The sequence below is a fragment of the Cupriavidus sp. FW305-3-2-15-C-LB2 genome (genome assembly GCF_058787575.1).
Window position 1 is genome coordinate 24,683 of sequence record NZ_JBYSZW010000038.1, and the last position, 20,402, is coordinate 45,084.

The window sequence follows — 20,402 nt, forward strand, 5'->3', positions numbered from 1 at the left end:
CTGGGGCCGGAAATGGCGGTGCATCCATTGCCAGTGTAGTGCGGCAGCCAGACCGTGACCTGTCAGCGGCGCCGCGCGCGTGCCGGCGGTGCGCCGGTGTCCTGCCTTGTCACCGCTTCGAGGGCTTCGCGCAACCGGATCACGGCGGGCGGCGCCTCGATCTGCGCCGGGGTGATGAAGACCAGCCGGCCCGATGCAAACGGGGTGCGCAGCCGCACTTCCCGCACCATCGACATGGCCTGGTAGTGGGCCAGCGCCGTGGCCGGCGCCACCGTCAGGAAGCCGCCCGCGGCGGTCATGGCCAGGTTGCTGTGGAACGAGGCCGATTCGATATGCGGAACGGGCGGCAGCTGGCCGGCGTCGAGGAATGGCTGCTCGAACACGTCGCGCGTGTGGGTGCCGCGCGGCGGCAGGATCCAGGGACCTTCATGCAGGTCCGCCAGCGTGACCTCGCGGCGCCGCGCCAGCGCGTGGGCGGGGGCGCAGACCACGGCCAGGTATTCATCGCGCAGCGGGGTGATGTGGACCCTGGCCTTGAGCTGGTCGGTGTCGTCTTTCTGCAGCCGGCCCACGATGCAGTCGAGTTCGCCTTCGCAGAGCATTGCGGTCAGGCCGCCGACGCTATGTTCGCGCACTGCCAGCCGCGGCAGCGCGTCCTGGGCCCGCAGCAGCGCGACCGCCTGCGGCAGCACGTCCACGCCCACCAGCGGCAGCATGCCCAGCCGGACCAGCGGCACTTCCGGGCGCGCCTGCAGCGCCTCGCCGGCGGCGTCGATCACGCCCAGCACCACGCGCAGCCGCTCCAGCGCGCGTTCGCCCGCGGCACTCAGCCGTCCGCCGCGCGTGGTGCGTTCGATCAGCCTGCAGCCGAAGGCGTACTCCAGTTCCTGCAGCATCTTGGTGACGGCGGGCTGGCTGATATGCAGCGCTTCGCCGGCCGCGGTCAGCGAGCCGCTGCGCGCCACCAGGTCGAGCAGGCGCAGGTGCCGGATGCGCAGCCGGTCAATCCGGTTGGGAGACGGCGTGGCGGCGCTGGCGCGCGTAGGGGAGGCGGGACTCATAACAAAACGTGATGGTTCCATCAAGACTGGATAATTGTTTCGAATGGCCCGGCGCCGGACAATCGGGGCAAACCATGGAGGAGACATGCGATGCATGCCAACGTCGGGCGCCGCCTGCTGCTGAAGTCCCTGCTGGCGCTGCCGGCCGCTGCCGCGCTGGGCAGGGCCGGTGCGGCCAGTCCCTATCCCAACCGCCCGATCCGGCTGGTGGTGCCCTACGCCGCCGGCGGCGGTCCGGATATCCAGACCCGCAAGCTGGCTGAGTTGCTGGCGCGAGAGCTTGGCCAGCCGGTGGTGGTCGAGAACAAGGTCGGTGCAGGCGGCATCCTGGCCGCGGAGTTTGTCGCGCAGCAGCCGGCGGATGGCTACACGCTGATGCTGGGTGCCTCGACCCATGTCACGCAGAAGCTGCTGCAGCCCGGCGCGAAGTTCGACCCGATGGCGTTCACCCACATCATCCGCGTCGGCGTCAGTCCGGCGGTGCTGGTGGTCAGCGCCGGCTCGCCGTACCGGAACGTGGCCGACCTGGTCGCCGCGGCGCGGCGCGCGCCGGGCACGCTGAACTACGCCTCGGGCGGGATCGGCTCGGCCGCGCATGTGTCGGGCGCGGCGTTTGCGTCGGCCACCGGCATCGACGTGGTGCATGTGCCGTACAAGGGCTCGGTCGAGATCGTGCCATCGCTGATAAAGGGCGACACGCAGTTCGGCTTCCCGGTGGCGGCGACGGCGATTCCGCAGATCGCCAGCGGCAAGGTGCGGGCCCTGGCGGTGACCTCGGCCAGCCGCGCCGCGGTGCTGCCGCAGGTGCCCACGCTGAATGAGGCGCTGGGCCGCAAGGATCTCGATCTCGACGCATGGAGCGGCATCTGGGCGCCGCCGCATCTGCCCGCGCCGATCGTGGCGCGGCTGCATGCCGCGGTGCTGCAGGCGCTGGGCGATCCCGGCCTGCGCCGGCGCTATGCCGAGATGGGCGCGGTGCTTGCGCCGACGCCCACGCCTGAAGCCTTCTCGCGGCTGGTGGCCGATGAGACCACCCGCATCCGCCAGGTTATCGACAAGAACCGCATCACCATCGAATAGGCTATCCCATGACCCTCACTCCACAACCGGACTTTGCCCCGCTGGCCGGCATCACCGTGCTGGATTTCTCGCACGTGATCGCCGGGCCGTTTGCCACCTTCCTGCTGGCGCAGTTGGGGGCGCGGGTCACCAAGGTCGAGAGCGCCGGCGGTGGCGACGTGATGCGCCGCGCGGGCAAGGGTCATGCCGCCTTTGTCGCGCTCAATGCGGGCAAGTCGTCGCTGGCGCTCGACCTGTCGGATGAGGCAGGGCGCGAACACGCGCTGGAACTGGCCGGCCGCTGCGATGTCTTCGTCGACAACCTGCGGCCGGGCGTGCTCGAGCGCTTCGGGCTGGGCTATGAAGCCGTGCGCGCGCGCAATCCGCGCGTGGTCTATTGCAGCATCTCGGGCTTTGGCCGCGGCGCGGCGCAGTGGCATGGCCGGCCTGCCTACGACCACGTGGTGCAGGCCGCCACCGGCATGGCCTGGATGGGCGGCACCGAGGGCGATCCGCCGATGAAGACCGGCTTCCCGGTGATCGACTCGGCCACCGGCATGCTGGCCGCCTTTGCCATCCTGGCCGGCGTGCGCGAGAGCGAACGCACGGGGCGGGGCATGCTGCTCGATGTCTCGATGGCCACCGCCGGCCTGCAACTGATGTATCCGATGACGTGCGATGCCATGACCACCGGCGGCGTGCCGGCGCGGCAGGGCAACCAGGGCTATTCGGGCAGCCCGTCGGCCGATTTCTTCCGCACGCAGGATGGCTGGCTGGCGATCGGCGCGAATACGCCGAAGCAGTTGCTGGCGCTGCTTGACGCACTCGGGCTGGGCGGGCTTGCGCAAGATCCGGCCTTGTTCGAGACGCCGCTGGATGCGGGCGCCTTGCCTGCCTTCGTGCGCTCGCTCGATCCGGCCGCGCTCAAGCGGGCGATTGCGGGCGCAGTGGCGGCGGGCACCGCGGAGGATCTGGAATTGCGCCTCAGCGCGCTGGGGATCCCGGCGGCCCGCCTGCGCAATATCGCTGAGTTTGCGGGGGAGTCGATGGCCAATGGCAGCCTGCGGCCGGTGGCGCTGCAGGAAGGGGAGACCGAGGTGCTGTCGCCGGGGCTGGGCTTCCAGGTCTACCGCCCGGTATGACACCCGGCGGCGTATAGTTGCTGGCACGATGGCGCACGGCTGTGTGCCGCCATCGCTCCAACTCGCAACGTCAGGACGCCGCCACCTTGACCACCGATTTCTTCGCCCGCTTTGAAGCGGAATGCCTGCCGCGCATCGCCGCCGCGATTGGCCAGCATGACCGGCGCGTGCAACTCCACACCCTGCCCGCCGAAGCCCCCGGCCGGCCACCGCGCCTGCGCATGACCGGGGATGGTCCGCCGGACCTGCGGCGCCACCCTTATGCGCTGGATATCACGCTGGCGTGGGATGGACTGGAGGTGCAGCGCTTGTTCGCGGCCGGTGGCGAGGTGCGCTTTGCCGGTTACCTGGCGGCGTTGCCGGCCAAGCTGCGCGCCTGGCAGGAGCCGCGCGGGATCGACTTCCGCTCGCTGTCGCAGGCTGACCCGGCGATCCTGATCGGCGGGCTGGATTTCGAGCGCTGAGCCGGGTGCACTGACTCAGCCAGCCACCCGCAGCCGGCAGATCGCGCTTTCAGTTTGCCCCGGCTCGATCCAGCGCAGCCCCTGGCCGTGGTGGATCGCGTCGGGCAGGCCTGCCCACGGTTCCACGCAATAGAAGTCGGAGGTTTCGTTTTCGGACCAGGTCGTCACGGCATGCCATGGCGCGCTGCCGGCAAGGTCGAGTTCGAACGTGACGCGGCGGTCCGGCATCGCCAGCGCGGCGGACGGGCTGTCGCGAAAGACGTGGAACGTGTCCTGCAGGCGTGCGTCGTCCAGCCAGTAAGTCGTCTCGCCCCGCTCTGCGGGCCCGGGGCTGCCATCGGGTAGCTGGCGCATGCGGTCCGTGCCCGGCAATGCCAGCGACGCGGCGCCACGTTGCGCGTGCGGCAGCGCGAAATAGAAATGGTGGCCGGGATAGCAGGGCAGGCGTTGCGCGCCGGTATTGATGGTGCGCAGCGTGACTTCGAGGCCGTCGGGCAGCAAGCGGTAGATGGCGTCGAAGACAAAGGCAAAGGGGTAGCCGGCGCGCGTTGCATCGCTGTCGCGCAGCGTCATCGTGATCGCGGCTTGCGCGTCGATGGCGCTGACGACGAAGGGCAGGTCGCGTGCAAAGCCGTGCTGCGCCAGCGTGTGCATGGTCCCTTGTCCGTCGCGCCACTGGCCCGGATTGCCATTGGCAAAATGCCGGCCGATAAACGGAAACAGCAGCGGGTTGCCGCCGCGGACCGTGGCCGGGCGGGACCAGTCGGCAGCGTCCGGCCAGTAGAGGATGTCCTGTCCGCGGTGCACCCAGCGGACCAGCCGCCCGCCGTGTTGCGGGGCGAGCAGCAGGAACGTGTCGGCATCGCCGATCCGGACCAGCGGCTGGCCCTGGAAGTCTTGTGTCGGTAGCAATGGCATGTTGATCGTTGGTGCCGCGCCGTTCGCGTGCCGCCCGGCGCAGCTGCCATGATAAGCGAGGCCAGCGCGCTGGCGGCTGCCGGGTTAGCTGCTGGTGTAGATGGTGTTGCGCACCAGCGGGTACACCTGCGTCTCCCACCGCCTGCCGTTGAACACGCCATAGTGCCCGACCCCGGTCTGCACATGATGCATGCGCATGTAGGGGCGCAGGCTGGAGCACAGGTCCTGCGCCGCCACGGTCTGGCCGATGGCGCAGATATCGTCGCGTTCACCCTCCACGGTGAGCAGGGCGGTGCGGTGGATGGCGCGCGTGCGGACACGGCGTCCGCTCACGTCAAGCAGGCCCTGGGCCAGCAGGAAGCGCTGGAATACCAGGCTGACGGTTTCCAGGTAGAACTCCGCGGTCAGGTCCATGGTGGCGAAGTACTCGATGTAGAAGTCGCGGATGGCATCGGCCTTGTCGTGCTCGCCGCGCTCGCGCAGGGCGTAGAGCTCGCGCAGCGCCTGTTCGTGCCGCTCCGGGTTCATGCTCATGAAGGCCAGCAGCTGCACGTGGCCCGGGTAGACGCGCCGCATCGCGCCGGCAAAGCGCAGCGGCACCATGCCGATCAAGGTGCGCTCGAACCATTCGAGGGGTTGGCTCATGGCCAGCGCGTTGACCTTGGTCGGATTGACGCGCGCGTCGATGGGGCCGGCCATCAGCGTCAGGCTGGGCGGCTGGGCGGGATCCCCGTCCTCGGCCATGAGTGCCGCTGCCGCCAGCGCTGCCACGGCAGGCTGGCAAATCGCCACCAGATGCGTGCCGCCGCCCAGCGTCTGCAGGAAGCCGATCAGGTGCTGCACGAATTCATCGAAGCCGAAGCGCCCGGCCAGCAACGGAATGTCGCGGGGGTTGTGCCAGTCGGTGAGATAGACGTCGTGGTCGGCCAGCATGGTCTGGACCGTGCCGCGCAGCAGCGTGGCGAAGTGGCCGGACATCGGCGCCACCAGCAGCACGCGCGGCTGGCCGACGATGCCGTGGCGGCGGAAGTGCAGCAGCGAGCAGAACGGCGTGCGCGCGACGACTTCCTCGGTGACCGGCACCGGCTGGCCGCCGACGGTTGCGTGGTCGATGCCGAAGGCCGGCCGGTGGTGCGTGAGCCGCACCAGTGCGATGAGCTCGCAGGCGGCACGCAGGCGGGGCACCGCGTCGAAACCACCGGACCTGGGATTTGCCGCCAGCGTCGCGGCAGCCAGCTCCGCCAGCGTGCAGGCCGGCAGTATCATGTCCGCGTAGATCTGGTAGGCGTGGTACAGCATGGCTCGGTCCCCGCTATTCTGGTTCTTGCGAGCCGCAATATGCATGCCATCAGTTTATGCCTGGCACGCGCCTTGCGCATTGTGCTGTGAGCGGGCGGACAATGCCGCGCAAGTAGCGAGGCATGCGCCTGGCGCATGGGCATGGCGCCGCTTCGCGGCGCGTTGCGCGCAGCGGCTTCAGACTGGTGCCTGCCGGATGCACTGCATAGGTGCGCGGCCATTAGCGGCAACAAGCAGTAAAGGAGGCGCGATGTCCAAGACCACACTCACCATCAGCAGCAAGACCTATTCCTCATGGTCGCTGCGCGGCTGGCTGCTGGCGCGCTTTGCCGGCCTGGAATTCGAAGAAGTGCTGGTGCCGCCGGACGACGCCGCGGCGCGTGCGGAAATCCTGCTGCTGTCCCCGTCGATCCTGGTGCCGTGCCTGCGCCACCACGGCGTGACGGTGTGGGACACGCTGGCAATCGCCGAATACCTGAATGAAATCCACCCCAAGGCTGGCCTGCTGCCGGAAGACCGCGCCGCGCGTGCCCACTGCCGTGCCATCTGCGGCGAGATGCATTCCGGGTTCGCCGCGATGCGTTCGGCGCTGCCGATGAACCTGAAGGGGCATTTCCCCGGGATGAAGGTGTGGTCGCGTGCGCAGGCGGACATCGATCGCGTCACGGCGATCTGGACCGAATGCCTGACGCGCTACGGCGGGCCATACCTGTTCGGCACGCGCACCATGGCCGACGCCATGTACGCGCCGGTGGTGACGCGCTTTGTCACCTATGGCGTGATGCTCGATCCCGTGCCGGTTGCCTACTGCAAGCAGATCCTGTCGATGCCGGAACTGCAGGAGTGGATCGCGGCGGCGCGCGAGGAACCCGACGAAATCAGCGAGCTGGATGTGGAATTCTAGCGGCCGCCGCCGGCGCTGACGCTACGCCGTGGCCGATTCGGCTTGCCGCGCAGCCAGGAAGCGTGCGGCGTAGTCGAAGTACCAGTCGAGCGTGTCCGGGTTGGCCATCGCATCGCGGTTGGCGATGCCCTGCGGCGCATGGCCGAGCAGCAGCTTCTTGATCGGCACCTCCATCTTCTTGCCCGACAGCGTGCGCGGCACGCCGGGCACCTGCACGATCTCGTTGGGCACGTGGCGCGAGGACAGCGCGTCGCGGATGCGCGCGCGCAGGGTGTCGCGCAGCGCATCATCCAGCACCAGGCCTTCGCGCAGCACCACGAACAGCGGCATATAGGATTCGCGGCCCAGGTATTCCAGGTCGACCACCATGCTGTCGAGCACCTCCGGCAGGTCTTCCACCACGCGGTACAGCTCGCTGGTGCCCATGCGGATGCCGTGGCGGTTGATGGTGGCGTCCGAGCGCCCGTAGATCACAGCGCCGCCGCGCCTTGTGATCTTGATCCAGTCGCCATGCCGCCAGACGCCGGGATAGGTGTCGAAATAGCTGTCGCGATAGCGCTTGCCGTCGGTGTCGCCCCACAGGTAGAGCGGCATCGACGGCATCGGCTCGGTGCAGACCAGTTCGCCCACCGCGTCGAGCAGCGGCTGGCCGTGGTCGTCGAAGGCCTCCACCCTGGCGCCCAGGCAGCGGCACTGCATCTCGCCGGAATAGACCGGCAGCAGCGGGCAGCCGGCGACGAACGAGCCGGCAAAGTCGGTGCCGCCCGACATCGGCACCAGCCAGATGTCTTCGCGCACATGGCGGTAGATCCAGTCGTAGGCCTCGACCGGCAGCGGCGAGCCGGTCGAGCCGAGCCCGCGCAGGCGCGACACGTCGGCGATGCGCGCCGGCTCGATGCCCGCCTTCATGCAGTTGGTGAAGAAGGCCGCGCCGGCGCCGAACATGGTCACGCCGGCATCGTCGACGAAGCGCCACAGCACGCCGGCATCCGGAAAAGCCGGGTTGCCGTCATACAGTGCGATGGTGGTGCCCAGCAGCAGCCCGGCCACCTGCGCGTTCCACATGATCCAGCCGCTGCTGCTGTACCAGTGGAAGACATCGTCCGGGCCCAGGTTGTTATGGAAGGCCATCAGCTTGAGCTGCTCGATGACGATGCCGCCATGGCCATGCACGATCGGCTTGGGCATGCCGGTGGTGCCGGACGAATAGACGATCCACAGCGGGTGGTCGAACGGCACCGGCTCGATCGCCAGCGGCACGTCGTGCGCCAGCACCTCCTGCCAGGCATGGGTGCGCACGCCGGCGGGCGGCGCCGCATTGCTGCCGACCTGTGGCACGAGCACGAGATCGGTCAGCGAGGGCAGGGTGGCGACCAGGTCTGCCACCACCGGGGCGCGGTCGTAGACCTTGCCGCCATAGCGGTAGCCATCGACTGCTATCAGCACCTTGGGCTCGATCTGGCGGAAGCGGTCGATCACTGCCACCTGGCCCATGTCGGGCGCGCAGCCCGACCACACCGCGCCGAGGCTGGCGGTGGCGAGGAAGGCGACGATGGTGGCGGGGATATTGGGCAGGTAGCCGGCGACACGGTCGCCGCGCTGCACACCCATCTGGCGCAGCGCATGCGCCAGCGACGCGACCTGGGCTTCGAGGGTGTCCCAGCTCACTTCGGCCAGCGGCTGCGCTTCGCCGGCGTAACGGATCGCGGCGCGCTGGCGGGCGCTGCCAATGCCGGCATGGCGGAATACCTGCTGCACGTAGTTCAGCGTCGCGCCTTCGAACCAGCGTGCGCCCGGCATGGTGTGGCGGTCCAGCACCTGCGTGGCGGGCGTGTCGAAATGCACGTCGAAATACGCGCGCACTGCATCCCAGAAGGCTTCCAGCTCGGTGACCGACCACTGCCACAGGCTGTCGTAGTCGTCAAAGGACAGGCTGCGCTCGGCGCGCAGCCAGCGCATGAAGGCGGCGATCTGGCTGCTGTCGCGGAACGCCGCGGACGGCGTCCACATCAGATTCCCTTCGGTCAGAGGGGCGGGGGTGCTCATGTCTCCACCTCGGGCCCGTCTGTCGCGGGCATCGGATGGTGGCGATGGGTATGCCGGGCTCGTGTGGCGGCAGCCGGCATCAGCCTGCAATGATAACGGCCCTTAGATTCAGTTGCCGGCCGGACGCTCGAACAGGCTTTCCCACATGGTGTCGACCTTCGCCTTGACCGCGGCATCCATGGAGATCGGCGTGCCCCATTCGCGCGTGGTCTCGCCCGGCCACTTGTCGGTCGCGTCGATGCCCATCTTGGAGCCCAGGCCCGACACCGGCGAGGCGAAGTCCAGGTAATCGATCGGCGTGTTGTCGACCAGCACCGTGTCGCGGCTGGGGTCGACCCGTGTGGTGATGGCCCAGATCACTTCCTTCCAGTCGCGCACGTCGACATCGTCATCGACCACCACGATGAACTTCGTATACATGAACTGCCGCAGGAAGCTCCACACGCCGAACATCACGCGCTTGGCATGGCCGGCGTACTGCTTCTTCATGCGCACCAGCGCCATGCGGTAGCTGCAGCCCTCGGGCGGCAGGTAGAAGTCGGTGATCTCCGGGAACTGCTTCTGCAGCAGCGGCACGAACACCTCGTTCAGCGCCACGCCCAGCACCGCCGGCTCATCGGGCGGCTTGCCGGTGTAGGTGGAGTGGTAGATCGGGTCGCGCCGCATGGTGATGCGGTCGATGGTGAACACCGGGAACCAGTCCTGCTCGTTGTAATAGCCGGTGTGGTCGCCGAACGGGCCTTCCAGCGCATGCTGGTAGCCGGACGGGTGGTTCGGGTCGGGCTGGATATGGCCTTCGAGCACGATCTCGGCCGACGCGGGCACGCTCAGCTCGGACAGCGTCGGCGTGAGGCAGCCGGCCAGCGCGGTGCGGCTGCCGCGCAGCAGGCCGGCGAACTGGTACTCGGACAGCGTATCGGGCACCGGCGTCACCGCGCCCAGGATGGTGGCGGGGTCCGCGCCCAGCGCCACCGCGATCGGGAAGGGCTTGCCGGGATTGGCCAGCGCATGCTCGCGGAAATCCAGCGCGCCGCCGCGGTGCGCCAGCCAGCGCATGATGACCTGGTTGCGGCCGATCACCTGCTGGCGGTAGATGCCCAGGTTCTGGCGCTTCTTGTGCGGGCCCTTGGTCACCACCAGGCCCCAGGTGATCAGCGGCGCGGCGTCGCCGGGCCAGCAGGTCTGGATCGGCAGGCGCGCCAGGTCGACGTCGTTGCCTTCCCACACCACCTCCTGGCAGGCCGGGCTGCTGACGCGCTTTGGTGCCATATCCCACACAGATTTGGCCAGCGTGAACAGCTTGCCGGCCTCGCGCAGGCCGCGCGGCGGTTCCGGTTCCTTCAATGCTGACAAGACCCGGCCGATGTCGCGCAGGTCCTCCATCGATTCGGCGCCCATGCCAAGTGCGACTCTGTGTGTCGTGCCGAACAGATTGGCCAGTACGGGGACGCTATAGATACCTCCATCGGTGCTGGCTCCGGAAGGTTTCTCAAAAAGGACCGCGGGGCCTCCAGCGCGCAGCAGCCGGTCGCAGACTTCGGTCATTTCCAGGTTGGGCGCAACCGGCCGGGCGATGCGCCGCAGCTCGCCCATGCCTTCGAGTTGGCCGATGAAATCGCGCAAGTCTTTGTATTGCATAGTGAATTCTGTTGTGGTGCGGGGCTGGGGGAAAGCCTCTGCAAGGCGGCGTCGAAGTCGGTGACGATACACATTCACCGGCGCCGCGGCAAAAAAATCATCAAAGCCAAGCCGCGCAAATTGTAAGTTTTTTGTCGCTGACAGCGTACTTTTCCGAGCGACCAGCCAAGGCCAGGCCTGCGTTTGCGGGCAATCGGGTGATCCGGTGGCGACATGGCAATCATTGTTACAAATAACTGTAAGTAGTAGAAACCGAAGTTATTATTCTTGACGGGATATAACACCGTTCCTACAATCCGGTCTTGCTCCTGGAGTGTTGCGTCGCAACATGGATTTTCCCCCTGTGTCAAGGGGTGCACATAAAGAAAATGTGCCAGAAAGTCCCTCCAGCAAGGACCGATGTATGGACCCGAAGCAAGGCGGGCCGACCGGTCGCCTCCGGCGACTTGCCGGAGCGTAGTGAGTTTAGTCGTGGCAGGGTGCGCTCCCCCAGAGCGTAGCCTGTTTCCAGTTGGGCGCACGGGGAGCGCCTGCCAACAGATGCTTGGTCGTCACTGCTGGACGGCGCGGCATCCTTACTTGAGTACGTTGAGATCGGGCGCGTGCCGCAGTCGGGCGCGCGAAGCGGGCAACGGATGGAGGTAAGCATGAGCGGTTGGAAAACCCTTCATCTTCCCGGCATCGGGCGGGCCTTGCAGGTCCGTCTCCGACAGCCGGTACCCGGAGTGAGTCGGGCATTGCAGGTCCGTCTTGCGCATCCGGTCGCGGGCCGCGCGTTGCGCGGTGGCCGCACAACGCTGAAGTACGCGCTGAACAGCCTGGGCGTGGTCGCGGTCGTTTCGGCCGTGTCGCTGTCGCTGAGCCAGGAATGGCGCACCACGCTGGCCGCGCTGCTGGCGGGTGACGAGGCACCCGCGGTGCTGGTTGGCGCCGCCATGCCGGCCGCGCCTGCCGTGGCCAGCACTGCCGTGCCGCCGCATTCGGCGGACGTCGCCGCGGCCAAGCTTGCCTTTGGCAAGGCCGGCCTGCCGACGGTGTCGGGCGTGGACGAATGGACCCTGGCGGCATCCGCCAAGGTGCCGTCGGTCGCGCACCTCGCCGCGCGGATCCCGGTCACGCGCGTGGCGCAAGACGCCCGCAGCACCGCCACGCTGGGCAGCGCGCGCGAGCAGGCGGCCGTCGCCGACTATATCGCCCGCAAGTACCGCGTGGCGGCGCAGGCCACCGCGCAGCTGGTGAAGGCGGCCTACCTGACCGGCCGCGAGGTCGGCATCGACCCGCTGCTGATCCTGGGCGTGATCGCGATCGAGTCCAGCTTCAACCCGTACGCCGAAAGCGGCGTGGGCGCGCAGGGCCTGATGCAGGTCATGACCAAGGTCCACCAGGACAAGTACGAGGCCGTCGGCGGCGTTGCCGCGGCACTGAACCCGTATGCCAATATCAAGATCGGCGCGCTGGTGCTCAAGGACTGCATCGCCCGCGCCGGCTCGATCGAAGGCGGCCTGAAGTACTACGTCGGTGCCACCACGGCTACCGATGGCGGCTACGGCGCCAAGGTGCTGGCCGAGCGTGCCCGCCTGCGCCAGCTGCTGGGCGTGCGCAACGCGCCCGCCAACGCCGACAAGCCGGTCGAGGTCAAGGCCCCGGCCGAGCAGCTGGCCCCGACCGAGAAACTGGAAGCGAACAACGGTCCGCACAACGCCTGAGCGCGCAACGGTACCGCCAATCAGAAAAGCACCCCGCGGGGTGCTTTTCTTTTGCCTGCTTCAGCCGCGGCAGAGGACGGTCAGCGGAACAGCTTGCCGAGGCGCGCCATCGCCTCCTCGATATTCTCGCGCGAGGTCGCGTACGAGATCCGGATGTAGTCCTTCGCCGTATGCGGGCCGAAATCCTGCCCCGGCACCATGACCACGCCCGCATCGTGCAGCATCGCCTGCGTCAGCCGGTCGGCATCGCCGGCGGCGGGGTGGTTGACGCCGCGGCAGTCGGCGTAGACATAGAAGGCGCCGTCGGGGCGCACCGGCACGCGCAGGCCAAGGGACTCCAGTGCCGGCACGATCAGGTCGCGGCGGCGGCGGAACTCGGCCTTGCGTTCGTCGTAGATCGCCAGGGCCTCGGGGGTGAAGCAGGCCAGCGCGGCGTACTGCGCCACGGCCGACGCGCAGATGAACAGGTTCTGCGCGACCTTCTCGAAGGCTTCCACCAGCGCCTCCGGCACCACCAGCCAGCCCAGGCGCCAGCCCGTCATGTTGAAGTACTTGGAGAAGCTGTTCACCGTGACCACGTTCTCGTCCAGGCTCAGTGCCGAGACCGGCGGCGCGTCATAGGACAGGCCCTGGTAGATCTCGTCGAGGATGGCAAAGCCGTTGCGCGCGCGCACGGCCTGCAGGATGCGGGCGAGCTCGTCGGGCAGGATCGAGGTGCCGGTGGGGTTGGAAGGCGATGCCAGCAGCACGCCGCGGGTCTGCTCGCCCCAGTTGGCCTCGACCTGCGCGGCGGTCAGCTGGAAGCGCTCGGCCGGGCCGCTCGGGATCATGCGCGCGGCGCCGTCGAAGGCGGCGACGAAGTGCCGGTTGCAGGGGTAGCTGGGGTCGGGCATCAGCACCTCGGCGCCGATCTCGACCAGCACCGCGCACGCCAGCAGCAGCGCGCCCGAGGCGCCGGCCGTGACGATCACGCGCCGGGCCGGGATATCCAGCCCGTAGGCCGTCTTGTAATAGCCCGCGATGGCCTCGCGCAGCGGATGGATGCCGAGCGCACCGGTGTACTGGGTCACGCCGCGGCGCATGGCGGCTTCGGCCGCGCGCACCACCGGCTCGGCGGCGGTAAAGTCCGGCTCGCCGATACCCATGTGCACGATATGGCGGCCGGCGCGTTCCAGCGCGGCGGCCTGCTTGGCCAGTTCCATCACGTGGAAGGCTTCGATATTGGCGAGGCGGGAGGCGGTGGCCAGGTGCTGCATGTCCATGGTGGTCCGGGACGGGCCCGGGGCCCGTTCAGCAAGAGGATAGGTAGGAATGAAAACACCCGCCGGGGCGGGTGTCGTCTTCATCACTGCCGGCGCAAGCCAGCCGTGATGGCGTGGGCCGGCCCGCGGGCGGCTCAGCTGGCAACTCAGCGGCGCGCCGCGACCTCGGCCGCGCGCACCTGGGCGGCAAGCTTGTCCAGTACGCCGTTGACGTACTTGTAGCCCTCGACGCCGCCAAAGGTCTTGGTCAGCTCGACGGCTTCGTTGATCACGACCTTGTACGGGATGTCGAGGCAGTGCACCAGCTCATAGCTGCCGACCAGCAGGGCGGCGCGCTCGACCGGCGACAGTTCTTCGACCTTGCGGTCCAGGAACGGCTCGAAGGCGGCGGTCAGGCGGGCTTCCTCGCGTACGGCGCCGTTGAGGAGCGCGTCGAAGTGCTCGCGGTCGGCCTTGTTGAAACCTTGCGCATCATGCAGGTGAGCCTGGATCGCCCCGATGTCATTACGGTTCAGCAGCCACTGATACAGCCCTTGCAGAGCCAGCTCGCGCGAGCGGCGGCGCGCGCTCTTGGGCGGTGCCTTGGCCTCGGTGCGGGCCGCGGCGGGCTTGCCGCCGGCTGTCTTGCCGCCGTCGTTGTCGGGGGTGTTCGACGTATCACTCATCGTCGTCCTCGTCTTCATCTTCCTGGCCGCGCAGCGAATCGAGCGCGGCGACCAGGTTGGCCATCTCCACCGCGGCGCGGGCGCAGTCGCGGCCCTTCTCGCGCGTGCGGGCGTGGGCCTGCTCGTCAGTATCCACGGTCAGGATGCCATTGGCGATCGGCACATTGAAGTCCAGGCCGACGCGGGTGATGCCGGCGCCCGACTCGTTCGAGACCAGCTCGAAGTGGTAGGTCTCGCCGCGCACCACGGCGCCCAGGGCGACCAGGGCGTCGAACTGGCCGCTCTCGCACATCTTCTGCAGCGCCAGCGGGATTTCCAGCGCGCCGGGGACGGTCACCACCAGGGTGTCTTCGCCCTCGACGCCGAGCTTTTCCAGCTCGGCCACGCAGGCTTCGAGCAGTTCGGCGCAGACCGGCTCGTTGAAGCGGGCCTGCACGATGCCGATACGCAGGCCTTCACCGTCGAGGTTGCTGGGGTAGAAGCCGTGATCCATTGTTCAGTTCTCCAGTTTTCGGGGCGGCAGCGGCGCTGGTGCGCGCTGCCGGGGTGTCCGGGTGGCGCAGGCTCAGTCGGCCTGGCCGTTCATGGGTTGGTAGCCGGTGACCTCGAGGTCGAAGCCGGTCATGCTGGGCATGCGCTGCGGCGACGCCAGCACGCGCATCCTGCCCACGCCAACATCCTTCAGGATCTGCGCGCCCATGCCGTAGGTGCGCAGGTCCGGCTTGCGGCGCGGGCGCGACTGCGGCGCGTCCAGCGCGCTGAACTGCGTGAACAGCTGGTCGGCCGAGTCGCCGCAGTTAAGCAGCACGATCACGCCGCTGTCGGCCTCGGCGATGGCTTTCATTGCCGCCGGAATGCTCCAGGAATGCGTGGTGCACTTCACTTCCAGCAGGTCCAGCACCGAGAAGGGCTCGTGCACGCGCACCAGCGTTTCCTGGTCCGGCGCGGGCGAACCCTTGACCAGCGCCAGGTGCGCCTGGCCGGTGGGCTTGTCGCGGTAGGCGATGCTGTGGAAGGTGCCGTAGGGCGTCTGCATGGCGCGCTCGCCCACACGCTCGATAATGCTCTCGGTGCGGCTGCGGTAGTGGATCAGGTCGGCAATGGTGCCGATCTTCAGGTCATGTTCCTGCGCGAACTCGATCAGGTCCGGCAGGCGCGCCATGGTGCCGTCGTCCTTCATGATCTCGCAGATCACGGCCGCCGGCGTCAGGCCTGCCAGCGCGCCCAGGTCGCAGCCGGCCTCGGTATGGCCGGCGCGGATCAGCACGCCGCCGGGCTGGGCCGTCAGCGGGAAGATATGGCCGGGCTGGACCAGGTCCGCCGGCCTGGCGTCGCGGGCGACTGCGGCCTGCACGGTGCGGGCGCGGTCGGCGGCGGAAATGCCGGTGGTCACGCCCTCGGCAGCCTCGATCGACACGGTGAAGTTGGTGCCGTGCTGGGTGCCGTTGCGGCTGACCATCGGGTGCAGGTCCAGCTGGCGGCAGCGCTCGGCGGTCAGGGTCAGGCAGATCAGCCCGCGGCCGTGCTTGGCCATGAAGTTGATCGCTTCCGGTGTGACGAAATCGGCAGCCAGCACCAGATCGCCTTCATTCTCGCGGTCTTCCTCATCGACGAGGATGACCATGCGGCCGGCGCGGATGTCGGCAATGATGTCTTCGGTACGGGCGATTTTCATGGCGTGCTGAACGGCAAATTGGGGCGAATCGAGCGAAAAACCGGCGAATAGCTGGGGCAGGAAACATGGCCGCGGTTGAAAGCGGCCGGACTGAGGCGGGGCGTCGGGCCGGGCCGGCCAGGCCATATACGCCCGGCAGGTTGCCCAGTCAAGCCGGGTATTGTACGCCAAGGCAGGCAAGGCGTGAGGCGACGGCGCGGGAAAGTGCGGCGCCTGCCTGAAGCGGGTGGGGAGCGCGGTGCTGCATGGGCCGCCCCGTTGCCGGCAGGGTGCCGGCGCCTGGCTCGGCCGGGGCTATGCGGCGGCGGCCAGCGCGGTGCGGTCGTGGCCTGCGGCGCGCAGCCGCGAGGTCCTGGCGATGCGCGCCCTGGCCGCGCGGGTCGCGTCAGCCAGCGCGAGCTCGCGCGTGAGGAAGCCGGCGTTGGGTTTTGTGAACCTGGCATGCGCATCCAGCGCATAGGTCCATTCCCACTTGCCGAAGGTGACCTCGGCCAGTGTCACGACAACGTGGCAATGCTGATAGAAAAAACTCTCGCTCATGCTTGTTTCCTGTGTGGGACAGCGCGCTGGCCATGGCCTGCAAGCCATGCGGGCCAGTGGCGGTCTGTCAGCCAGCCGCGCAGGGGCAGCCGGCCACCCTGTGGGTCGATGGCGGCGGCGCCGGCATCCTGGGCGATCTCGCAGAGCCGCCCCTTTGCGTGCGGGTCGCACGCGCAGATCATCATCAGCTGGCCTGCGGTCATTTGCCGCTTCTGCCGCCTCAGGCCGGCGCGCATGATCCCGGCGCCGACCACGCTGCCCAGCCACCGGCCGATCACGGCGCCCAGCGCCATGCCGCCGAGGTAGGCCATGAAGCCCGTGGCCGCGTTGACCGGCGTGCCGTAGCGGAACACGAGCCAGGCCACCAGCACTGCGCCGGCGGCCATGCCGGCTGCCGCGACTTCATTGCGATAGGTGACCTGTGCCGCGTGGGGCGAGGGCAGGCCTTCGGCCGGCTGGTCGTCGCGCTGGAAGAACCATGGCCCGTCGATGCGTGCGGGAGTCGCGGCCAGCTCGCCAAGCTGCGCGTGCGCGCGCCTTGCCGCGGCAATGTCGTTCAGCCGGAAATACAACAGGGTGAGCATGGTCATGCCTCGCTTGGTGTCAGGTCCATTTGCCGCTGGACCACGGAAAGCCTGCGAAACGCCGGGCGCCTGGGCGCCGGAATGTCTTCGCCAGGGGGGAGGACGGCGGCTGCAGCCGCGGCCATCCGTTGCCCACGGCCTGGTCCCAGTCGATCAGTAGCGTGGCGGCACGGTGCAGGTGGGTCGCGGCCAGGCGCACAAAGCCCAGGCGCGCGCGCATCGGCGCAGTGGGATGCCGGTCACGCAGCAGGCGCGTGGCCGGAAGTCGCTGATACAGGATTCTGGCGGTGGGGTCGGGCACAGTGAGTTCCTTCATGGGTGCCGGGCAACAATCCGGCCGGCAGTTGAAAGAAACGGCGGGAGCGCCAGCTCGCGGACGAGCGCGCGGCGCGGCGGGCAGGGGAGCATGAAGGTCCAGGTGGTCCCCGTGAGTGACTTCAGCAGTCACCGGTGCTAGACGTTGTCGAGGGGGGAGGCCCGGGAACGAGTGGCGAGCGCCTGTGGGCATACATGGACTGCAAGCGCTGCTTAACCATTCTAGGCCTCGGGCGCTGCAGGCACCAGCTGACTTACAACAAAGCTGCCAGGCCCCGCGCGGCGCGCCTCCCAGGGGGGGCGGCGGTGCAAGCAAATTGCCACAGGAGGGGTTTGTCAGCGTATGCTCGCGACAAAAGGGCACGCCCCGCCCTGAATGCCGCCGCGCTGGCAAGCGGCGGCTCGGACTTCAAATCAGGGCGGCAGCCTGATCGCGCCCGCGGACTTTGTACAACAAAGGGAGACAACCATGTCGAGGCAGATCAAGAACAAGGCCGAACTGCGTGCCCTGGTACGCGCCGAGCAGTCGAAGTTCGCCGCCTGCGAAGGCGCCTGCTTTGGCGATGTGGTCTGGCACGCGCCGGACGCCGGCGGCTGCAACTGGAGCCTGTCCACGATGGAGGGCGGCAACAGCAGCGCCTGCGTGGAAGCGCTGCGTCCCTTCACCGACAAGCTGCGCGAGACCTATAACGTGCCTGACGAGGGCAGGTAGCCCGCGGGATTACGCGGGGGCCTGCGCGGTCGACAGCATCCGCTCCACATAGCGGGCGATCAGGTCGATCTCCAGGTTCACGCGCGCGCCCGGCTTGAGTTCCTGCAGCGTGGTGACTTCCACGGTGTGGGGGATCAGGTTGATGGAGAACACGCAGCCGTCGGCTTCGTCATTGACGCGGTTGACGGTCAGCGACACCCCGTTGACCACGACCGAGCCCTTGTAGGCCAGGTAGCGTGCCAGCTCGCGCGGGGCGCGGATGCGCAGTTCATGCGATTCGCCCACCGGCGCGAAGTGCACGACTTCGCCCAGGCCGTCGACGTGCCCGGACACCAGGTGGCCGCCCAGGCGGTCGGCCAGGCGCAGTGCCTTTTCCAGGTTGACGCGGCCGGTGCTCTCCAGCCCCACGGTCTTGTCCAGCGACTCGCGCGAGACCTCGACGTCGAAACTGTCGGGCGCCATGGCGATCACGGTCATGCAGGCGCCCTGGATGGCAATGCTGTCGCCGATGATGACGTCCGACAGGTCCAGCCCGCCCGCGGCGATATGCAAGCGCACGCCGGCATCGGCGGCGCCCAGCGGGGTTACGGAATCAATGCGGCCGACTGCCGCGACAATGCCTGTAAACATGGTGGTGTCTTCTGCTTTGGGTATTTGGAATCTGGATACGCGGTGCCGATGGGTGGCGCGCTACGCGTCGTTGCGCCGGGCAATCAGGCGCAGGTCGTCGCCGATCTGCCGGATCTCATGCCAGCGGAACTGTGCGGCGTCCTGCAGCCGCGCCAGCGGCGGCAGGTTGAACATGCCCTGGGCATCGCCCAGCAGCTTGGGTGCGAGGTAGATCAGCAGCTCGTCGGCGCAATGCTCGCGCACCAGCGAACCGTTGAGCTTGAAGCCGGCTTCCACGTGCAGCTCATTGATGCCGCGCCGGCCGAGTTCTTCCAGCATGCGGCGCAACTCGACCTTGCCGTGCGGGTTGGGCAGGACCACGACTTCGGCGCCGCGGCCTTCCAGTGCGCGCTGGCGTTCGCGGTCCTCCACCGCGCAGAACACCAGCACCGGCTTGGCGAACTGGCCGGTGTCCGGCGTCAGGATCTGCGCGTCCAGCGGGACCTCCAGCCGCGAATCGACCAGCACCCGCTGGGGCTGGCGCGGCGTGGCGATGGCCCGCACCGTCAGCGCGGGGTTGTCGTCGCGCACGGTGCCGATGCCGGTGAGGATCGCGCACGCACGTGCGCGCCAGGCATGGCCGTCGTCGCGCGCGGCCTGGCCGGTGATCCACTGGCTGGTGCCGTCATGCAGCGCGGTGCCACCATCCATCGATGCCGCCACCTTGATGCGCACCCACGGCAGCCCGCGCGTCATGCGCGAGACGAAGCCGATATTCAGGTCGCGCGCTTCCTTCTCCAGCAGGCCGCAGCGCACGTCCACGCCGGCCTCGCGCAACCGCTGCAGGCCGCGCCCGGATACCGACGGGTTGGGATCCTCCATGGCCGCTACCACGCGCGCTACGCCCGCGCGCACCAGCGCATCGGCGCACGGCGGCGTGCGTCCGAAATGGCTGCACGGCTCCAGCGTGACATAGGCGGTGGAGCCGGCCGGGTCCAGCCCGCGCGCCAGCGCGTCCTTCATCGCCTGGATCTCGGCATGGTCCTGTCCGGCCGGCTGGGTGAACCCCTGGCCGATGACCTGGCCATCCTTGACGAGCACGCAGCCGACGCGCGGGTTGGGCGTGGTGATGAACATGCCCCGCGCGGCGAGCGCGAGGGCCTGTTGCATGGCGGCGTGGTCGGTATCGGAAAACATTCGGCGGTTGCGTTTGCCTTGGCGCAGCGATCTGGAATACAGGGCTGCCGGGTTATGGTGGTCCGGAGGACTCCGTCGCATCGCAGTCAGCGTCGCGGCCGGGGGTGCAGAGTCGGATACGTCCCTGCGCGCCCAGTCTGACTTGCCGCTGCTCGCCACGGCAGCCGAGCGTGAAAGTGGCGGCCTGGAAACCGCCCTGCTCAGAACGAGAGTATCCCACAGGCAGGAATTTCAGCACATTCGTGCCGCGGGCGGTCTGGCGCAGCGTCACCCACAGGCAGGGCATGCCCGGTTCGACCACGGCCAGCACCGCGCGGCGATCCGGGTCGCCGTCTGCCGCGACCAGTTGCCAGCCAGGGCCCAGCGTCGCCTCGCCCGGCAGCGGCTGCAGCGTCACCTCGAGGCGGCGCGCCAGTGCGGTGGCCCGCGCCAGCGCCAGCGATGCCGCCAGCCGGTCGGCCGCCAGTGTGACCTGTTGCCGGGCGAGCAGGCCGCCGAACACCGGATAGGATGCCGCCGCCAGCAGTGCCAGGATGGCCAGGCCGGCGAGCAGCTCGGCCAGAGTCAGGCCATGGTGGCGGCGGGGAGCGTGGCTGTTCATCGCGC

Annotated in this window: 21 protein-coding genes; 6 read left to right on the forward strand and 15 right to left on the reverse strand. The window is 68.5% G+C overall.

Features of this window, described 5'->3' with window-relative positions; all coding sequences use genetic code 11:
• Positions 1 to 62 precede the first annotated feature (62 nt).
• Positions 63 to 1,061 (reverse strand): LysR family transcriptional regulator, encoded by a 999-nt coding sequence (locus tag AC3WRR_RS24220; protein WP_492298335.1) that lies wholly within the window; start codon positions 1,059 to 1,061, stop codon positions 63 to 65.
• A gap of 90 nt (positions 1,062 to 1,151) precedes the next feature.
• On the opposite strand from AC3WRR_RS24220, the gene AC3WRR_RS24225 reads away from it, so the two are divergent.
• From AC3WRR_RS24225 to AC3WRR_RS24235, 3 genes are all read left to right on the forward strand, one after another.
• Positions 1,152 to 2,141, forward strand: coding sequence for a tripartite tricarboxylate transporter substrate binding protein (locus tag AC3WRR_RS24225; RefSeq protein WP_011615869.1), 990 nt, complete (start codon positions 1,152 to 1,154; stop codon positions 2,139 to 2,141).
• Positions 2,142 to 2,149: 8 nt separating this feature from the next.
• Positions 2,150 to 3,262 (forward strand): CoA transferase, encoded by a 1,113-nt coding sequence (locus AC3WRR_RS24230; protein ID WP_439668133.1) that lies wholly within the window; start codon positions 2,150 to 2,152, stop codon positions 3,260 to 3,262.
• 86 nt (positions 3,263 to 3,348) lie between these two features.
• The gene (locus tag AC3WRR_RS24235; protein ID WP_010813772.1) at positions 3,349 to 3,726 is read left to right on the forward strand and encodes a DUF5594 family protein; all 378 of its coding nucleotides are present in this window, start codon (positions 3,349 to 3,351) and stop codon (positions 3,724 to 3,726) included.
• 15 nt (positions 3,727 to 3,741) lie between these two features.
• On the opposite strand, the gene AC3WRR_RS24240 is transcribed toward AC3WRR_RS24235, so the two are convergent.
• Together AC3WRR_RS24240 and AC3WRR_RS24245 are read right to left on the reverse strand one after the other, a co-directional pair.
• Positions 3,742 to 4,644, reverse strand: a complete 903-nt coding sequence (locus tag AC3WRR_RS24240; protein WP_492298337.1) for an aldose epimerase family protein — start codon at positions 4,642 to 4,644, stop codon at positions 3,742 to 3,744.
• 84 nt (positions 4,645 to 4,728) lie between these two features.
• Positions 4,729 to 5,943, reverse strand: coding sequence for a polyhydroxyalkanoate depolymerase (locus tag AC3WRR_RS24245; RefSeq protein ID WP_010813770.1), 1,215 nt, complete (start codon positions 5,941 to 5,943; stop codon positions 4,729 to 4,731).
• Positions 5,944 to 6,193: 250 nt separating this feature from the next.
• Here AC3WRR_RS24245 and AC3WRR_RS24250 point away from each other — a divergent pair, with 250 nt between their 5' ends.
• Complete coding sequence (locus AC3WRR_RS24250; RefSeq protein ID WP_010813769.1) at positions 6,194 to 6,847, forward strand: glutathione S-transferase family protein; 654 nt, start codon at positions 6,194 to 6,196, stop codon at positions 6,845 to 6,847.
• A gap of 21 nt (positions 6,848 to 6,868) precedes the next feature.
• Here the strand turns inward: AC3WRR_RS24250 and AC3WRR_RS24255 are convergent, their stop codons facing one another.
• Entirely contained in the window at positions 6,869 to 8,893 is a 2,025-nt protein-coding gene (locus AC3WRR_RS24255; protein WP_492298338.1) for an acetoacetate--CoA ligase, read from the reverse strand.
• 108 nt (positions 8,894 to 9,001) lie between these two features.
• Positions 9,002 to 10,531, reverse strand: a complete 1,530-nt coding sequence (gene ubiD / locus AC3WRR_RS24260; RefSeq protein ID WP_011615865.1) for a 4-hydroxy-3-polyprenylbenzoate decarboxylase — start codon at positions 10,529 to 10,531, stop codon at positions 9,002 to 9,004.
• 647 nt (positions 10,532 to 11,178) lie between these two features.
• On the opposite strand from ubiD, the gene AC3WRR_RS24265 reads away from it, so the two are divergent.
• The gene (locus AC3WRR_RS24265) at positions 11,179 to 12,237 is read left to right on the forward strand and encodes a lytic transglycosylase domain-containing protein (protein WP_011615864.1); all 1,059 of its coding nucleotides are present in this window, start codon (positions 11,179 to 11,181) and stop codon (positions 12,235 to 12,237) included.
• Between the two features lie 80 nt (positions 12,238 to 12,317).
• Here the strand turns inward: AC3WRR_RS24265 and AC3WRR_RS24270 are convergent, their stop codons facing one another.
• The 7 genes from AC3WRR_RS24270 to AC3WRR_RS24300 all read right to left on the reverse strand — a co-directional run bounded on the left by AC3WRR_RS24270 (position 12,318) and on the right by AC3WRR_RS24300 (position 17,279).
• The gene (locus AC3WRR_RS24270; RefSeq protein ID WP_010813765.1) at positions 12,318 to 13,499 is read right to left on the reverse strand and encodes a pyridoxal phosphate-dependent aminotransferase; all 1,182 of its coding nucleotides are present in this window, start codon (positions 13,497 to 13,499) and stop codon (positions 12,318 to 12,320) included.
• Between the two features lie 146 nt (positions 13,500 to 13,645).
• Positions 13,646 to 14,164: a transcription antitermination factor NusB gene (nusB, locus tag AC3WRR_RS24275; RefSeq protein ID WP_010813764.1), complete on the reverse strand. Its 519-nt coding sequence runs from the start codon at positions 14,162 to 14,164 to the stop codon at positions 13,646 to 13,648.
• On the reverse strand, positions 14,157 to 14,657 hold the full coding sequence (gene ribH, locus AC3WRR_RS24280) for a 6,7-dimethyl-8-ribityllumazine synthase (protein WP_010813763.1): 501 nt from the start codon (positions 14,655 to 14,657) through the stop codon (positions 14,157 to 14,159). The genes nusB and ribH overlap by 8 nt, the downstream gene beginning before the upstream one ends.
• 72 nt (positions 14,658 to 14,729) lie before the next feature.
• On the reverse strand, positions 14,730 to 15,839 hold the full coding sequence (gene ribBA / locus AC3WRR_RS24285) for a bifunctional 3,4-dihydroxy-2-butanone-4-phosphate synthase/GTP cyclohydrolase II (protein ID WP_010813762.1): 1,110 nt from the start codon (positions 15,837 to 15,839) through the stop codon (positions 14,730 to 14,732).
• A gap of 294 nt (positions 15,840 to 16,133) precedes the next feature.
• On the reverse strand, positions 16,134 to 16,379 hold the full coding sequence (locus tag AC3WRR_RS24290) for a hypothetical protein (RefSeq protein ID WP_010813761.1): 246 nt from the start codon (positions 16,377 to 16,379) through the stop codon (positions 16,134 to 16,136).
• Positions 16,376 to 16,969 (reverse strand): hypothetical protein, encoded by a 594-nt coding sequence (locus tag AC3WRR_RS24295; RefSeq protein ID WP_010813760.1) that lies wholly within the window; start codon positions 16,967 to 16,969, stop codon positions 16,376 to 16,378. The genes AC3WRR_RS24290 and AC3WRR_RS24295 overlap by 4 nt, the downstream gene beginning before the upstream one ends.
• Positions 16,970 to 16,982: 13 nt before the next feature.
• Positions 16,983 to 17,279 (reverse strand): hypothetical protein, encoded by a 297-nt coding sequence (locus AC3WRR_RS24300; RefSeq protein WP_010813759.1) that lies wholly within the window; start codon positions 17,277 to 17,279, stop codon positions 16,983 to 16,985.
• Positions 17,280 to 17,747: 468 nt separating this feature from the next.
• Between AC3WRR_RS24300 and AC3WRR_RS24305 the strand changes: the two genes are divergently transcribed.
• Entirely contained in the window at positions 17,748 to 17,990 is a 243-nt protein-coding gene (locus tag AC3WRR_RS24305) for a hypothetical protein (protein WP_010813758.1), read from the forward strand.
• A gap of 9 nt (positions 17,991 to 17,999) precedes the next feature.
• Here the strand turns inward: AC3WRR_RS24305 and AC3WRR_RS24310 are convergent, their stop codons facing one another.
• Genes AC3WRR_RS24310 through AC3WRR_RS24320 form a run of 3 tightly spaced genes read right to left on the reverse strand, consistent with a single transcriptional unit; the run spans position 18,000 to position 20,397 of the window.
• Positions 18,000 to 18,620 carry a riboflavin synthase gene (locus tag AC3WRR_RS24310; RefSeq protein WP_010813757.1) on the reverse strand — a complete coding sequence of 207 codons (621 nt, stop codon included), beginning with the start codon at positions 18,618 to 18,620 and terminating at the stop codon, positions 18,000 to 18,002.
• A gap of 60 nt (positions 18,621 to 18,680) precedes the next feature.
• Entirely contained in the window at positions 18,681 to 19,796 is a 1,116-nt protein-coding gene (ribD, locus tag AC3WRR_RS24315; protein WP_010813756.1) for a bifunctional diaminohydroxyphosphoribosylaminopyrimidine deaminase/5-amino-6-(5-phosphoribosylamino)uracil reductase RibD, read from the reverse strand.
• 52 nt (positions 19,797 to 19,848) lie between these two features.
• Entirely contained in the window at positions 19,849 to 20,397 is a 549-nt protein-coding gene (locus AC3WRR_RS24320; RefSeq protein WP_010813755.1) for a GspH/FimT family pseudopilin, read from the reverse strand.
• Positions 20,398 to 20,402: the final 5 nt, after the last annotated feature.

Coding starts and splice junctions, on each gene's coding strand:
- AC3WRR_RS24245 (WP_010813770.1), bottom strand. CDS start 5,943: ATGCTGTACCACGCCTACCAGATCTACGCGGACATGATACTGCCGGCC.
- ribH (WP_010813763.1), bottom strand. CDS start 14,657: ATGGATCACGGCTTCTACCCCAGCAACCTCGACGGTGAAGGCCTGCGT.
- AC3WRR_RS24220 (WP_492298335.1), bottom strand. CDS start 1,061: ATGAGTCCCGCCTCCCCTACGCGCGCCAGCGCCGCCACGCCGTCTCCC.
- ubiD (WP_011615865.1), bottom strand. CDS start 10,531: ATGCAATACAAAGACTTGCGCGATTTCATCGGCCAACTCGAAGGCATG.
- AC3WRR_RS24230 (WP_439668133.1), top strand. CDS start 2,150: ATGACCCTCACTCCACAACCGGACTTTGCCCCGCTGGCCGGCATCACC.
- AC3WRR_RS24270 (WP_010813765.1), bottom strand. CDS start 13,499: ATGGACATGCAGCACCTGGCCACCGCCTCCCGCCTCGCCAATATCGAA.
- AC3WRR_RS24295 (WP_010813760.1), bottom strand. CDS start 16,969: ATGACCATGCTCACCCTGTTGTATTTCCGGCTGAACGACATTGCCGCG.
- AC3WRR_RS24240 (WP_492298337.1), bottom strand. CDS start 4,644: ATGCCATTGCTACCGACACAAGACTTCCAGGGCCAGCCGCTGGTCCGG.
- AC3WRR_RS24255 (WP_492298338.1), bottom strand. CDS start 8,893: ATGAGCACCCCCGCCCCTCTGACCGAAGGGAATCTGATGTGGACGCCG.
- AC3WRR_RS24305 (WP_010813758.1), top strand. CDS start 17,748: ATGTCGAGGCAGATCAAGAACAAGGCCGAACTGCGTGCCCTGGTACGC.
- AC3WRR_RS24265 (WP_011615864.1), top strand. CDS start 11,179: ATGAGCGGTTGGAAAACCCTTCATCTTCCCGGCATCGGGCGGGCCTTG.
- AC3WRR_RS24250 (WP_010813769.1), top strand. CDS start 6,194: ATGTCCAAGACCACACTCACCATCAGCAGCAAGACCTATTCCTCATGG.
- ribD (WP_010813756.1), bottom strand. CDS start 19,796: ATGTTTTCCGATACCGACCACGCCGCCATGCAACAGGCCCTCGCGCTC.
- nusB (WP_010813764.1), bottom strand. CDS start 14,164: ATGAGTGATACGTCGAACACCCCCGACAACGACGGCGGCAAGACAGCC.
- AC3WRR_RS24225 (WP_011615869.1), top strand. CDS start 1,152: ATGCATGCCAACGTCGGGCGCCGCCTGCTGCTGAAGTCCCTGCTGGCG.
- ribBA (WP_010813762.1), bottom strand. CDS start 15,839: ATGAAAATCGCCCGTACCGAAGACATCATTGCCGACATCCGCGCCGGC.
- AC3WRR_RS24310 (WP_010813757.1), bottom strand. CDS start 18,620: ATGTTTACAGGCATTGTCGCGGCAGTCGGCCGCATTGATTCCGTAACC.
- AC3WRR_RS24290 (WP_010813761.1), bottom strand. CDS start 16,379: ATGAGCGAGAGTTTTTTCTATCAGCATTGCCACGTTGTCGTGACACTG.
- AC3WRR_RS24300 (WP_010813759.1), bottom strand. CDS start 17,279: ATGAAGGAACTCACTGTGCCCGACCCCACCGCCAGAATCCTGTATCAG.
- AC3WRR_RS24320 (WP_010813755.1), bottom strand. CDS start 20,397: ATGAACAGCCACGCTCCCCGCCGCCACCATGGCCTGACTCTGGCCGAG.